This window comes from Pseudoalteromonas shioyasakiensis (genome assembly GCF_019134595.1).
GTDB classification, from domain to species: domain Bacteria; phylum Pseudomonadota; class Gammaproteobacteria; order Enterobacterales; family Alteromonadaceae; genus Pseudoalteromonas; species Pseudoalteromonas shioyasakiensis_A.
This window is the reverse complement of sequence record NZ_CP077771.1, coordinates 506,959-521,843: the sequence shown is the minus strand read 5'-3', so window position 1 is coordinate 521,843 and position 14,885 is coordinate 506,959. Positions and strand designations below refer to the sequence as shown.

General features: G+C 37.4%; 10 protein-coding genes. 5 read left to right on the top strand and 5 right to left on the bottom strand.

Features of this window, described 5'->3' with window-relative positions:
* Positions 1-133: 133 nt before the first annotated feature.
* Positions 134-697, bottom strand: coding sequence for a YSC84-related protein (locus tag KQP93_RS19750; protein WP_054553327.1), 564 nt, complete (start codon positions 695-697; stop codon positions 134-136).
* Positions 698-831: 134 nt separating this feature from the next.
* Between KQP93_RS19750 and KQP93_RS19745 the strand changes: the two genes are divergently transcribed.
* Both KQP93_RS19745 and KQP93_RS19740 read left to right on the top strand, forming a co-directional pair.
* Positions 832-2,043, top strand: coding sequence for a tyrosine-type recombinase/integrase (locus KQP93_RS19745; protein ID WP_217876865.1), 1,212 nt, complete (start codon positions 832-834; stop codon positions 2,041-2,043).
* A complete protein-coding gene (locus tag KQP93_RS19740) occupies positions 2,043-3,230 on the top strand; it encodes a cation:proton antiporter (protein WP_217876864.1) in 1,188 nt (395 codons plus the stop codon). Before KQP93_RS19745 ends, KQP93_RS19740 begins: the two co-directional genes overlap by 1 nt.
* A gap of 41 nt (positions 3,231-3,271) precedes the next feature.
* On the opposite strand, the gene ydiJ is transcribed toward KQP93_RS19740, so the two are convergent.
* Positions 3,272-6,316, bottom strand: a complete 3,045-nt coding sequence (ydiJ, locus tag KQP93_RS19735; protein ID WP_217876863.1) for a D-2-hydroxyglutarate dehydrogenase YdiJ — start codon at positions 6,314-6,316, stop codon at positions 3,272-3,274.
* Between the two features lie 147 nt (positions 6,317-6,463).
* On the opposite strand from ydiJ, the gene KQP93_RS19730 reads away from it, so the two are divergent.
* Positions 6,464-6,673: a PGPGW domain-containing protein gene (locus KQP93_RS19730; protein WP_054553331.1), complete on the top strand. Its 210-nt coding sequence runs from the start codon at positions 6,464-6,466 to the stop codon at positions 6,671-6,673.
* 344 nt (positions 6,674-7,017) lie between these two features.
* On the opposite strand, the gene ppsA is transcribed toward KQP93_RS19730, so the two are convergent.
* Positions 7,018-9,393, bottom strand: a complete 2,376-nt coding sequence (gene ppsA / locus KQP93_RS19725; protein ID WP_217876862.1) for a phosphoenolpyruvate synthase — start codon at positions 9,391-9,393, stop codon at positions 7,018-7,020.
* A gap of 152 nt (positions 9,394-9,545) precedes the next feature.
* On the opposite strand from ppsA, the gene ppsR reads away from it, so the two are divergent.
* The gene (gene ppsR / locus KQP93_RS19720) at positions 9,546-10,355 is read left to right on the top strand and encodes a posphoenolpyruvate synthetase regulatory kinase/phosphorylase PpsR (RefSeq protein WP_217876861.1); all 810 of its coding nucleotides are present in this window, start codon (positions 9,546-9,548) and stop codon (positions 10,353-10,355) included.
* A gap of 63 nt (positions 10,356-10,418) precedes the next feature.
* Here the strand turns inward: ppsR and KQP93_RS19715 are convergent, their stop codons facing one another.
* Positions 10,419-11,768, bottom strand: a complete 1,350-nt coding sequence (locus tag KQP93_RS19715; RefSeq protein WP_217876860.1) for a class II 3-deoxy-7-phosphoheptulonate synthase — start codon at positions 11,766-11,768, stop codon at positions 10,419-10,421.
* Between the two features lie 434 nt (positions 11,769-12,202).
* Between KQP93_RS19715 and KQP93_RS19710 the strand changes: the two genes are divergently transcribed.
* A complete protein-coding gene (locus KQP93_RS19710) occupies positions 12,203-13,078 on the top strand; it encodes a DNA replication terminus site-binding protein (RefSeq protein WP_217876859.1) in 876 nt (291 codons plus the stop codon).
* Positions 13,079-13,136: 58 nt separating this feature from the next.
* Here the strand turns inward: KQP93_RS19710 and KQP93_RS19705 are convergent, their stop codons facing one another.
* Positions 13,137-14,351: a hypothetical protein gene (locus KQP93_RS19705; RefSeq protein WP_054563104.1), complete on the bottom strand. Its 1,215-nt coding sequence runs from the start codon at positions 14,349-14,351 to the stop codon at positions 13,137-13,139.
* Positions 14,352-14,885 lie beyond the last annotated feature (534 nt).

Sequence of the window (14,885 nt, the reverse complement as noted above, 5' to 3'; positions counted from 1 at the left end):
AAATAATTGCCGATACCTAAAGATTAAAGTATAACTAATTACCCATAAATTACGTTATGTTAAATTAGTAAAAATAATTAAAAGTGGGAGTTAGGTTGCTAACTAGCCCACTTTTAGAGGGGTTTTAAATAGCTTAATTTAGCTCAGAATCTACCCAAAACTTAGTGCCTTTCAGTACTGCTTGTAACGCAAGGCCATTTTCGGTTAAAGAATAAACGGTTACTTGGTCTGCAATTGCTTCTGCAACTAAAGCGCCACCTTTATCTTCATATTTTGCTGCTGCATCTGCATTTCCTCCGAATGCCCAACCATGTTCAATAAAGCGATTTACTGCTGCTTGATTATGAAAAACCATAACAACATTAAAGTCTTTAACACCTAAACCTAGACCTAAACCCGCTTCACCCATATTCATGTAAGTTGATTTACCGGTTAGGTTGTTTTTAACAACACCATAACCACCGCCAAAACTGGCTAAAACAACATTTACATTGGCATTATCAAAAACGGCATAACCAGCAGAGTTAGCAATTTGTTGTTTAACATCAGGTTTTTGAGCGTAAAGCTCACTTAATGTATTGTTTTTCATGCTTTGCACTAAAGCACGTTTTTCATCGGGAGATGCACTGCCTGTTGTAGCACAACCGGTTAAAATTGTAGTGATTAAAACTAAACTAATAGCTATAAACTTTTTCATACATATTCCTTGAATATTAGTATGGCAATCTAGTTAATGTTGCGAATACTAAAGATATATTAAGTCCAATACTAGACAGTATCGGACTTTATGGTAATCTTATAACTAGTTATTTTACAAGATATTACATCATTATGCTCGTTGCTCTCGTCGATACACTTAAACAACTGCGTTACCAAATTGCCCATCTTGAAGATGATACTCTTGCAACAGAATATCCAGAACTTGATAACTTTATACATCATGTTGGATTGACTGTTGCTGAATCAAAAAATGACTTAGGTTTTCTTTATCAATTTCTATATGTGTATGGCCGAAAATCAGAAGCTACCTTTAATCGATTTCGAAATGAGCTTGAGCGGTTCTGTTTATGGTCGTGGTTGGTTGCTGAAAAATCGGTATTTGATCTAAAACGTGACGATATTGAAGCTTATGTTGATTTTATGGTTGAACCAGATTCAGCCTGGTTATCAAATTCAGTTCAATGGCGTTATAAAGATGAACAAGGCATAAGACGGCTCAATACAAATTGGCGCCCTTTCATCAATAAAGAAAATATTGCTAGCCAACAAACACTCGCCGCTATGTTTACAGCACTCAATGTTTTTTATAAGTTCGCAATTTTAGAAGAAAAAACCTTTGCTAACTTTGTACCGGTTGTTAAAAAGAATAGCCCTTACTTAGTTGTGCAATCGCAAATTAAAATTCCCGATACACTCAGTGATATTCAATGGGAGTATGTATTTGGTGTTACTCGAGATTTATGTGAGCAACAACCTGATTTAGAAAGAAATTTATTTACTCTCGCTTGTTTAAAAGGATTGTATCTACGAATCTCTGAGTTATCCGAGCGCCCTCAGTGGTCGCCGGTTATGTCACATTTTTGGCAAGATAATGATGGTTTTTGGTTTTTAAGAATTATGGGTAAAGGTAATAAATTACGTGATGTTACCTTAAGTGAAGATTTTATATCTTATCTAAAACGTTATAGGCTTTACCGTGGTTTACCTGCCCTGCCCCGCGTTGATGAAGCCGAGCCATTAGTTCATAAAATTCGTGGCAAAGGTGGAATGACTGTTCGTCAAATTCGTCGTTTGGTACAACAAAGTTTTGACTTAGCAAAACAGTCTCTTTTACAAGACGGCTTTAAAGATGATGCGGAACAACTTGAAGCGGCTACTGCTCACTGGTTAAGACATACCGGTGCAACACACGATGCTCAAACAAGACCGCTAAAACATTTATCTGAAGATTTAGGTCATGCAAAAATCGCTACGACAGATCAAATTTATATTCAAACAAATATAAAAGAACGCGCAAAGTCTGGAATAAAAAGGAAAGTTTAATGGAATATACAATACTGGCATTAGTTGGCTTAGCTCTTTTATTTTACTCGCTGACAATTCGTCAGTTAGAACGAACAGAAATTACTGGGCCGATGTTTTTTGTGTTGGTCGGGATTGCAATGTCTTACTTTTTGCCGAGTGAGTTTAAGTTAGGTGACGCCGGACTCAGCGACATTTTACCTTTGGTAGAATTAACCTTAAGTATTTTTTTATTTACCGATGCAGCCAAATCAAAACTCCCCGTATTAAAACATAGTTATCAGTACCCTAGCCTATTACTTTTTGTGGCTTTACCGATGACGCTAATGTTAGGTGTTGCAGGTGGGTTGTTTTTCTTTTCGGAGTTATCACTTTTTCAATCTGCCTTGATCGCAATTATTTTAACACCAACGGATGCCGCTCTTAGCAAAGGAATTTTAGAATGTACATCGGTACCAGAAAAAGTTCGAGAAGGAATAAATACGGAAAGTGGATTGAACGATGGCCTTTGCGTACCCATCTTTTTAATTTTACTTTTATTAGCTCAAAATCCAGAAAGTGCTGTGACGACAATTGATACTTTACTTGTTTTTGCTAGAGAGCTAGGTGTTGCACTTTTTATTGCAGGTGTGTCGATGGCCGTGTTTATTCCACTTTTAAAAATTGCATTAGCACGTCATTACTTTGCAAATAATAGCAGTCCATTTTTATTGATTGGCTTAGTAATGGCTATTTTCTCTTTAACACAAAACCTTCATGGTAGTGGTTTTATAGCTGTTTTTGTTGCGGGGCTTTTATTTGATTACTTAGCACCTAAAAAAATACGTTCAACATTAGTTAAAGACTCGGAGCATATCGCTGAATTTGTTGCACTACTAATTTGGTGTTTATTTGGTTTTGTGTGTGGTCACTTAATTGTGAATGATATTACCTGGCCAATTGTTTTTTATGCATTATTAAGTGTGACGATTTTTAGAATTGTGCCGGTACTACTTTCACTTATGTTTACTAATCTAAATTTCAAAGACAAATTTACCTTTGCTTGGTTTGGTCCTCGAGGTTTGGCGTCTATCGTTTTCACTTTAATGGTGATGGATACAGCAATTGCAAACAAAGAACAAATTGCCACAGTAACATTAACAACCATTTTATTTAGTGTTTTCATTCATGGCATGAGTACCAAGCCCATCGCAAAAAGTTACCAATAAAAAAGGCGCGTTAATAAGCGCCTTTATTATTTTTTTAAAACTTAAAGCAACTCTGCAATTAATTGCAGTGGGTGCTTTGGTTTAAATTTTTCATAGCGTTTCACTTGGCTACGACAAGAAAAGCCAGTTGCTAAAATAGTTTCAGGCTCATTATTAGAAATAATTGGTTGCCAACTCATTTCATAAAGAGCGCGTGAATTTTCTTGGTTTTGCTTTTCGTGGCCGTACGTTCCGGCCATACCACAACAACCCGTACTGGTAGTTTCGAGCTGTAAATTTAGATCAGCAAAAATGGTTTGCCAAACTTTAGAAGCATTCGGCATTGCTGTTGTTTCAGTACAATGACTTAATAATTTAAATGGCGAATTCGTTGTAGTGGCAAGATTAACTTGTTTAAAGTTTTGTGTTTGAAGCCATTCATGAGCTAATTCAACTTTAAAGTCACCACGCTGATCTTTTAATATTGAGACATACTCATCTCTGTAACACATAACCAAAGATGCATCGAGCCCAACTAAAGGAGCGTTGATTTCACTCAATGAATTTAAAAACTCAGCTGCATTTTTTGCTGTTGTTTTAAATTCATTTAAAAAACCTTTTACATGCTGAGCTTTACCATTTGGTTTAAACGGTAATAGCATCGGTTTTTTGCCTAGCGCTTTAATCACTTTAATAAAGCTTTCGACTAATTCAGCTTCGTAAAAACTAGTGAATGGATCTTGAACTATTAGTACATACTCTGCTTGTTGTTCTTTTGAAAGCGAATTAAGTAATTCAAAATTAAATTGCTGATCTTTAGAAATACGTTTAGAAAGTTGCGGTACGCTTAAGCTTGGCGTATCAACATAACCAATGGTATTTTTAATTAAACCTGAAACAAGCTTTGTATTTACAATTGGATTTACCACTTTAGCAAACTTTGCCATCACCGGCGCAGTTTGTTCGATGCCTGCAACTAAGTAATCTTTTGCTGGGCGAGCATAATAACTATGGTAGAAATTTAAAAAGCGTGAACGGAATGTTGGTACATCAACTTTAATTGGACATGCAGTAGTACATGCTTTACAAGCTAAACATTCATCCATTGATTCTTTCACTTCGTGAGAGAAATCATAAACACCTTTTTTCTTATCGCGACTATGTTGATAGCGTTCCCACCAAGTGATTACTTCGCCATTAACTAATTCTTTTTCGACATTGAGTAAATCAATATTTTCAGATTCTTGAAGTCGCAACCATTCGCGCATTAAACTTGCGCGACCTTTAGGTGAATAACGGCGGTCACCTGTTACTTTATAAGATGGACACATTGGTGATTTTTCATCGTAGTTAAAACACAGACCATTACCATTACAGGTCATCGCGTTATTAAATTCTGTTTTAACATCGATAGAAATTTCTTTGTCGAACCAGGCACGCTTTTGATCATCAACAGAAACGAGTGAGTCTTTACTTTCAATTGGCGTACAGATTTTACCTGGGTTTACTCTGTTATTTGGATCAAATGCCGCTTTGATTTTTCGAAGTTGTGTAAATAAATGCTCGCCGAAAAACTCAGGGCCATATTCACTTCGATAGCCTTTGCCGTGCTCACCCCACATCAAGCCGCCATATTTTGCAGTCAGTTTAACGACTTCATCTGAAATATGACGAAGTAATTTTTCTTGCTCAGGGTCACACATATCTAGTGCAGGTCGTACGTGTAATACTCCGGCATCAACATGACCGAACATACCATATTGTAGGTTGTGGTTATCGAGAAGTTCACGAAACTCGACTATAAAATCTGCTAGGTTTTCTGGAGGTACTGCAGTATCTTCAGCAAAAGCTAACGGTTTTTGACTGCCTTTTACATTACCTAAAAGACCTACTGACTTTTTACGCATTGCATAAATTTTTAAAATATCAGCTTTATCATTTGTTAACTGATAACCGATCACGCCATTCGTTTGTTTTTCAACACATTCATCAAGTAACTTACAAAGAGTGTCTACTTTATCTCTTATGTCTTCTGGTGAAACCGCATTAAACTCAACCATGTTGAGCCCTTGCATATCTTTATTTTCAACATCGGTTATTAAGTCCGATACTGAATGCCAAATTATATCTTCTCGAGCAAGGTTAAGTACTTTGCTATCGACTGTTTCTACAGACGTTGCATTTGCTGCAACTAGAAATGGTGAATGACGAAGTGCAGAATCAAAGCTATCGTATTTGATATTTATTAATGTCTTAAATTCAGCAATGGGCGTAATATTTAGTTTTGCTTCAGTGACAATACCTAATGAACCTTCAGAACCAGTAATTAATCGGCTCATATCAAAGGTTTGTAAATCATCAGAAAAAATATGTTCTAAATCATAGCCGGTAAGAAAACGGTTTAAGCGTGGGAATTTTTCTAAAATAGCGTCTCGATTCTCAAGGCCAATATCAAGAACTGTTTTATATAACTTACCTACTGTCGTGTTTTGTTCAGCAATTACTTTTGCTTTTTCAACAGGCATTGGAGTTGTTGACATTTCAGTGCCATCAACAAGATAGGTTGTCAGGCCTAAAACGTGATCACTTGTTTTGCCATAAACCAAAGAGCCTTGACCTGATGCATCTGTATTTATCATTCCACCGATTGTTGCGCGGTTACTTGTTGATAAATCAGGCGCAAAGAAAAAACCATAAGGACGCAAAAAGTCGTTTAATTGGTCTTTTATTACACCCGTTTGCACGCGCACCCAGTTTTCTTCAACATTTATTTCTAAGATTTCACGCATGTAGCGAGATAAATCAACAACTATACCTGGGGTTAGCGACTGGCCATTAGTACCTGTACCGCCTCCGCGTGGACCAAAAGTCAGTGATAAAAACGGATCACGTGAAGCAATTTGCATAGCAAGTTGTATGTCTTTTGCTGATTTTGGAAAGATGACACCTTGAGGTACCTGTTGGTAAACGCTGTTATCGGTCGATAAACTTAAACGTGTAGAAAAGCTTGCATCGGTATCACCACTAAAACCTTGTTTTTTAATTGTTTCTAAGTAATTAGATACGAGTTCTGTGGCGGCTTGTTGTTGGCTTATTGTTGCTATCATGACGGTGATAAATTAAGGCATTTTGCAAATTATATCATGCTAATAGCTAAGATAAATTGAAGATTTTACAGTTTGTAACACTCTTTTTATCGATTTCGGGGGCAATACTTTTATACTGTGTATTAAAGCAGCAAATGAGATAGTCAGATGAAAAAAATTGCATTAATCAGTTTAGGTGCCTTGTGCATGTTATTGGGTTTAGTTTTTGTCATTATTCCCGGACCGTCGCTGATCTTCTTTATTGCAGGGCTTTTCTGTTTATCTTTTTATTATCCTAAAGCGCGTGATTATTTAACCTTGTGCCAAAAGGCTCTGACTAAGTCATGTGCTTATATCGATAAAAAACTTGCACGCTGATTTAAAGGGCGTGTTGTCCTTTGTAGATTAGACTTTGTTCACTCTAGGGGCGATTTAATCGCGGCGCGAGATTTGTAACCTAGTGGACTAAGTAAAAATCGAGCAACAAAGAGTTAATCGCCCCTAGAAAGAACCCGAAGGGCAGCGCGTGTTTGGCATTGATGCTGCGTTATCACCTATTTATGTGGAACAACCACACTACACAGGCTCTGCCTTGCCTAAATACCAAACACACTGCTGCAAAATCAATCATAAAAGGACAACACGCCCTTCGAAGTAACAAAATGCCAGCTAAGTGCTGGCATTTTTTATATTAGAACCTTTATTTTAGTTAAATAAAGTACTTAGTCGGCTAATTTCTTAGCAAGATATAACCAAGTTTCTAATACTGTATCTGGGTTTAGAGAAACAGAATCAATGCCCTGCTCAACTAACCAAGCTGCAAAGTCTTCATGATCTGAAGGACCTTGACCACAAATACCTACGTATTTGCCTTTTGCTTTAGCAGTTTGAATAGCCATTGATAATAGTTTCTTGATTGCAGGGTTACGCTCATCAAATAGATGTGCAATTAAACCTGAGTCACGGTCAAGACCTAATGTTAACTGAGTTAAGTCGTTTGAACCGATAGAGAAACCATCAAAATATTCTAAGAACTCATCTGCAAGTAATGCGTTTGATGGTAATTCACACATCATAATTACTTTTAGTCCATTTTCGCCACGTTTAAGGCCATGTTCTTCAAGTAATTCAATAACGCGCTTACCTTCTTCAAGCGTACGAACAAATGGGATCATGATTTCAATATTAGTCATACCCATTTCGTTGCGAACACGTTTAATCGCTTCACACTCTAACGCGAAACAGTCTCGGAAATCTTCAGAGATATAACGTGCTGCACCTCGGAAACCAATCATTGGGTTTTCTTCTTCCGGCTCGTATTGCTGGCCGCCAACAAGGTTTGCATATTCGTTTGATTTGAAGTCAGACATACGAACGATTACACGCTCAGGTGCAAACGCACAACCAAGTGTTGCAATACCTTCAACTAACTTAGAAATATAGAATTCTACAGGTGATTCGTAACCTGCCATCATTTCTGAGATTTCAGCTTTTAGCTCGTCAGATTGTGCATCAAAGTTAAGAAGTGCTTTAGGGTGAACACCAATCATACGGTTGATTACGAATTCAACACGCGCTAGACCTACACCTGCATGTGGTAAGCGTGCAAAGTCAAATGCACGATCAGGGTTACCGACGTTCATCATAACTTTCATTGGTAATTCTGGCATTTCATCAACACGTGAAGTAAGTACTTCGTAATCTAAAATACCTTCGTAGATATAACCTGTGTCACCTTCGGCACATGATACAGTTACATCTTGGCCTGCTTTAATTAAATCAGTTGCATTACCACAACCAACAACTGCAGGAATACCTAATTCACGAGCAATGATCGCTGCGTGACAAGTACGGCCACCACGGTTTGTAACAATCGCTGCGGCACGTTTCATGATTGGCTCCCAGTCTGGGTCAGTCATGTCAGTAACTAGAATGTCACCTTGTTGTACTTTGTCCATTTCATCAATTGAATCGAGTACGCGCACTGTACCTGAACCAATTTTATGGCCAATTGCACGGCCTTCAGCAACAACTGTGCTTGTACCATTTAATTGGAAACGCTCCATTACGTTAGCGTCTTCGTTTGAACGAACTGTTTCTGGACGAGCTTGAACAATATAAAGTTTATCGTCGTTGCCGTCTTTTGCCCACTCGATGTCCATTGGACGACCGTAGTGCTTTTCGATGATCACAGCTTGCTTTGCAAGTTCTTGAACTTCAGCATCTGTGATTGAGAATTTGTTTGAAAGTGACGAATCTACATCTACAATTTCAACTTGCTTACCATGTGATTCATCGGCAGAGTAAATCATTTGGATTGCTTTTGAACCAATATTACGGCGAACTACCGCAGGGTTTCCGTTAGCAAGTGTTGGTTTATGAACATAAAATTCATCTGGGTTTACAGCACCCTGTACAACCATTTCACCAAGACCATAGCTTGAAGTTACAAATACAACATCTTCGAAGCCAGATTCAGTATCAATACTGAACATAACACCTGAAGCTGCTTTATCTGAACGAACCATGCGTTGGATACCAGCTGATAGTGCAACACCACGGTGGTCATAACCTTGGTGAACACGGTAAGAAATAGCGCGGTCATTAAATAGTGAGGCAAACACGTGTTTGATGGCAGTCATTACTGCATCAATACCACGTACGTTTAAAAACGTTTCTTGTTGTCCTGCGAATGAAGCGTCTGGCATGTCTTCTGCTGTAGCAGATGAGCGAACTGCAAATGAAACATCTTGTGATGCGTCGCCATGAAGTTGGCTATATGCGTCGCGGATGGCTTGGTCTAGGTTAGGTTGGAATGGTGTATCAATAATCCATTGGCGGATTTCGGCACCGACTTTAGCGAGTGTATTTACATCATCCACATCCAATGTGTCTAAAATATCGTGGATTTTTGAGTTTAAACCAGATTGCTCTAGAAACTCATTGAATGCATCAGCGGTTGTAGCGAAACCACCTGGCACTTGAACACCAGCGTTAGCTAGGTTTGAGATCATTTCACCTAGTGAAGCGTTTTTACCGCCAACACGAGGAACATCTTGCATACCAAGCTCTTGATACCAGAGAACGTATTCTTGCACGGATCTTTCTCCATAAACAAATTGTAGTACTAACTGTGAGAGTTAAGAAAGAAAACCTTCTAAAAAGGTCGTAGTCATTCTACACTGGCAACAGACCTCACGTAAACCGTGAAGCCCCTATTTTGCAGATAAAGGTAATAAAAAGGTTAAATATGAGAACTGCATTTTATATCTCTGATGGAACAGCGATCACCTCTGAAGTGTTTGGTCATGCGACCTTATCTATGTTTCCTGTGGAGTTTAATCACAAAACAATTCCTTTTGTTGAAACAGAAAAAAAAGCGAATGAAGTTAAAAACTTAATTAATTCAACGGCGCAACGTGACGGTGAACAGCCACTCGTGTTCTTTACTTTTGTGAACCACGAGCTAAGTGAAATTATTAAATCGTCTTGCGCGGTTTGTTATGACTTTTTATCACAATACAGTGATAAAATTTCTCAAGAGTTAAAAGTTGCGCCAGTACCAAAAGTACATAGAACGCATTCGATGCACGAGAAAAGTTATGACTTTCGTATTGATGCGGTTAACTATGCGTTGACCAATGATGATGGCGCTAACATTAAAAACTACGCTGAAGCTGACATTATTTTAGTGGGTGTTAGCCGAAGCGGTAAAACACCGACTAGTTTATACCTGGCATTACAATATGGTATTAAAGCGGCTAATTACCCGCTAACCGAAGATGATTTAGAAAGAGGCACACTGCCTGAATGTTTAAAAGCTTACAAACATAAACTATTTGGTTTAACAATTGACCCTGTACGCCTTGCGGATATTCGCCAGCGTCGTATGGCAAATTCAAAATATGCGTCTTTAAAACAGTGTCGTATTGAAGTGCGAGAAGTAGAAATGCTTTATAAAAAGCAGAAGATTCAATTTTTAAATTCAACTCATCATTCAGTAGAAGAAATTTCTGCAAAGATTATATCTGATACAGGCCTTGAAAGACGTAAGTACTAACTTATTTTAGTATCGGACATTAAAAAAGGCTGCAGTATGCAGCCTTTTTTGGATAACTTAGTGTTACTTACGTGCTTCTTTTAATAAATCAGCAACTAAGAAACCTAGTTCTAAAACTTGATCTGCATTTAAGCGTGGATCGCACTGTGTGCGGTAGCGTTGTGCTAAATCTTCATCAGATAAACCATATGCACCACCCGTACATTCAGTCACATGCTGGCCAGTCATTTCAAGGTGAACACCACCTGGGTAAGAACCTTCAGCTTTGTGAACTGCGAAGAACTGGCTAATTTCACGAAGAATATTATTAAAGCTACGTGTTTTATAACCTGAACTCGCTTTCTCAGTATTGCCATGCATAGGATCTGAGCTCCAAATAACTTTACGGCCTTCTTGTTGTACTTTACGTACCAGTGCCGGTAGTTTCTCTGGAAGAACATCAGCGCCCATTCGTGTAATTAACGTTAAGCGACCTGGAATGTTATCTGGGTTAACTGCATCGATAAGTTTGATTAGCTCATCTGGGTCCATACCTGGGCCAACTTTAACACCGATAGGGTTTTTAATACCTTTAAAGAATTCGATGTGTGCATGATCAAGTTGACGTGTACGCTCACCAATCCAAACAAAGTGTGCAGAACAATCGTACCAGTCACCTGATAGGTGGTCACGGCGTGTTAGTGCTTCTTCGTAGCCTAATAATAACGCTTCGTGTGATGTAAATAAGTCTGTTTCTTTTAAGCTTGGTGCAACGGTTGAGTCGATACCACACACTTCCATAAATTCAAGCGCATCTTGAATTCTGTCAGCTAGCTGTTGGTATTTCTCTTTAAGCGGATTTGCAGCAACAAAGCCCATGTTCCAGCGATTTACTTGGTGTAAATCGGCTAAACCACCTTGCGCGAAAGCGCGTAATAAATTTAGCGTTGCAGCACTGTGATGATAAGCCGTCATCAAACGCTGTGGATCAGGTACGCGCGATTGCTCTGTAAATTCAAAGTTATTGATAATGTCACCACGATACGAAGGTAATGAAACACCGTCGATCGTTTCGTAATCAGATGAGCGTGGCTTAGCGTACTGACCAGCCATACGAGCAATTTTAACTACTGGGCATTTACCACCATAAGTTAAAACAACGGCCATTTGTAAAAGTGTTTTAAATGTATCGCGGATATTTGCTGCATTAAAGTCACTAAATGACTCTGCACAATCACCACCTTGTAATAAGAAGGCTCTGCCTTCACATACAGCTTCTAGTTGTTTGTATAAGCTACGCGTCTCTTCAGCAAATACCAAAGGTGGTGCGCTTTTTAATTGCCCTTCAACTGATTTAAGGGCTTTTTGATCTGGGTACTCTGGCTGCTGAAGTATCGGCAGTTTTCTCCAGCTGTCTGGGTTCCACGATTGCATGTTCTTTCCTCATTCCTAACATAGACCGTTAACGAAAACTAACTTATTGCAGGTACTAAGTTCAAGGACAATATTCAGCTATTTACGATTATTTCGTTATTTGATAAATAGTTTAGGTATTAACAAATAGAGTTCTAACATTTTATTGTTCCAAACCAGTTGGTTAGGCCTATTTGATAGCATTTTTCACTACCAAATAACAAAGAACACATCTTACTTAAGTGTAGCCATAGTGTAACCTCAGCTTTACATGTATAAAATATCATTTTTAATTCTACATTGATCAAATTAGAAACTTGTACTAGTTAATAAATTAAGGAACACATCATACTTAGTTTAAATTAAATATAAGGTTAGCATTGAGATAAAAATTGGCTTTAATTAGTCAGGAGACAAGGTTAGAATAGAATTAACTTTAAGTAAGATGTGTTCCTATGAGTACCAAGTTAGAAATACGCAGTCAGTTTGATTTAGTAAGTGAGTTAACTCATTTGTTTTGTGAAGAATTAAAGGAAGTAGGTTTTCATAAGGCATCATATTATCAACTGCCAGATATCGCTATAAAAGACGAAAAAAAAGTTCCTTCTTCAATTAGTGTACATAAAATTGAAGGCGATGATGCTCATAAATTAATTCTAAATTCCTTTGGTGATTTTTATAAAAAGTCAGGATTAAGTAGTCGAGTATTAAAAAGGCATCCAGGCTTATTAGTTTTAAAAGATGTCGATAAGCAACATTTCATTGCAAGGATAAATCAATTAAATAAAGCCAAAGCTGATTTTAAAAATAGTATTTTAGCTATCGATAATAATGATGCGCGGTTTGAAGCGGTTCACAATGCAGTGCCAAATCTCATTACCCTTTCAGCATATCGTAAGATCCATTTTGAAACTGAATCGCCCTACTCTGTTCGTTTTACTTGGATGCACAAACACGCAACTAAAACGCTAACAAAAAAAATGGCCTTAGCAATGTTGGATAAATCGGCAAGTTATTCTAATCCAAGAATGATCGACCAACACGCTTGGCAAGCGCTAGTTGCACAAGAGCAAAGTCGTGTTGCAAGTTTAGGTGATAAAGAAAAATTGCGAATTCGTAGACCAACAAGAGTTAGCCCACAGGTTAATGTGAGATATACAGCGCAAAATCGGTATCATGTTAGTGCTGCTTTACCTTTTATTTTGATAAACACAGAACCAGATGTAAAACTTGGTACATTAACTGATTATCAAAAACCTGTAAGTCACCCTCGTAAGAGAGAATATGATTTCTTAGTTGATAGACTTTACTTAGAACAAGTAACAAATTGATTATGTTAAAAAGGCCACATACGTGGCCTTTACTTTATAGTTAGTAGTATTTAAAAATTTAGTCTTCGACTATTTCTTCAATTTTATCTTCATCGATTAAAACAGCATTTTCAACAATGCGTTTTCCACCTTGAATTTCGATTCGTTTGTTATGCTTATTAAGTGTAAGAATCTCATCACAAAATTGATCAGATGGATGCATCTCATATGTGTAATCAATAATATTACCCGTTTTGTCATCTTTAACATTGGTAATGTTATATTCAGAGATTGCACCTTTCTCAATTAAGTCTTTCATTGTCGTAGTCATATCACGACGCAAAGCTTTTAATTTATTCTCGGTTATTTCGTCTGTTGAATAAATAGAGCCATATTTTTCCATAATCGATAATAGTCGGAAATGGTAGGTCTTACCCGGTGCCGCATAACGCCACAAATGATATAAACGAAGCATCATCCAACGAGATAAACCACGTTTTAATTCTTGAGCACTATTAAAGTAGTAACCTTTGTATTCAAGGTTATCGATCATGTTATGAACGAAGGCATTCAAACAAGCTACACATTTTACGTTACCACCCTGACCTTTTTTGCCACTAAAATGAAGTGACGATAAAAAGTTCATGTTCGATTCGTAAAATGAGTCATCAATATCAGAGTTACGAGTATCTGTTGCTGAATATTTAAAAGAAAGCTTAGAACCTTGTAATGCTTCTAATGATTCTTTGATTTGCGGATAAGGCATCGACTGGCCAACAGCTTTCAGCTCTTGTGCTAATTCATTCATTGAAAAAACAACTGCGTATTGAATACCAGACTTAAAATTGATTTTTACAATTTTTCCTTTAGAGGCTAAACGAATTAAGGCACGTTCGACTTTTTCTTCTCGATCAGATGGCCAAACAAGATATTCAACATCTTCACCATCTTTCCTTGTGCTTACTACCGCAGGTGTAATTTTGATTTCACCATCATACAGAATGCCGTCTACTTTTTCAGAGATTTTTCGTGTAACGATGGTTTTCTTTGGTGCTTCTTCAACCGGAAGCTTCTTATGACCAGAACGGACAAATCGTCCCCATAAATCATAATGATTAAATGTATTTGAGTAAGCTCTCAAACCATGTGCAGCATTTTCAATTGAAACACGCACATCTTTGTTGTCTGTAAATAGTGCAAGACTTTCATTATCTATTGCACTTTCCACCCCGTGGATCTGCCCGCGTAATGTATCGGGTAAGTTATCTACCGAGATGTTGACCTTTCGGCTCATTGTTCTTATTTCCAATTTTTCTTCGACAGTTAATAACAACACATAAAACTTCAAAAGTTAAATGTTTAAGTTAGTATAAACTTGATCCGATCATAATTTATTTGTTCGGATCAGTTTTATACTAACTCCTTCGTAATTGCTGATTTTCAGATCAGATTTTTACTAAGTTATAGTTGATAGGTCGCAATTTTACTAACTCAGTTCAAATTATGTCTTGTTAATACCCCTTTTAAAGTAAATTAACACGACATAAATTGCTTTTTTAAAACACCATGTGGATAAACAGCTTCTAAGTTAGCATAGATCTGATCTGTACCAACTATAGATCAGATCCATACCAACTTATAGGGCATTCTAGTCATGCTCTCGGTGCATAACTTTATAATTTAGTTAGTAAAAATTTGATCTATGCCACCATTTTTGTGAGTAAATCAGTGTTTAAGCTGTGCATAACTCTAAATCTCATTTTTTGCTTAGTAATTGGCTGATCTGCGAGTCATTAAAGATCTGATCTTTACCAAGTAAAAACACGAT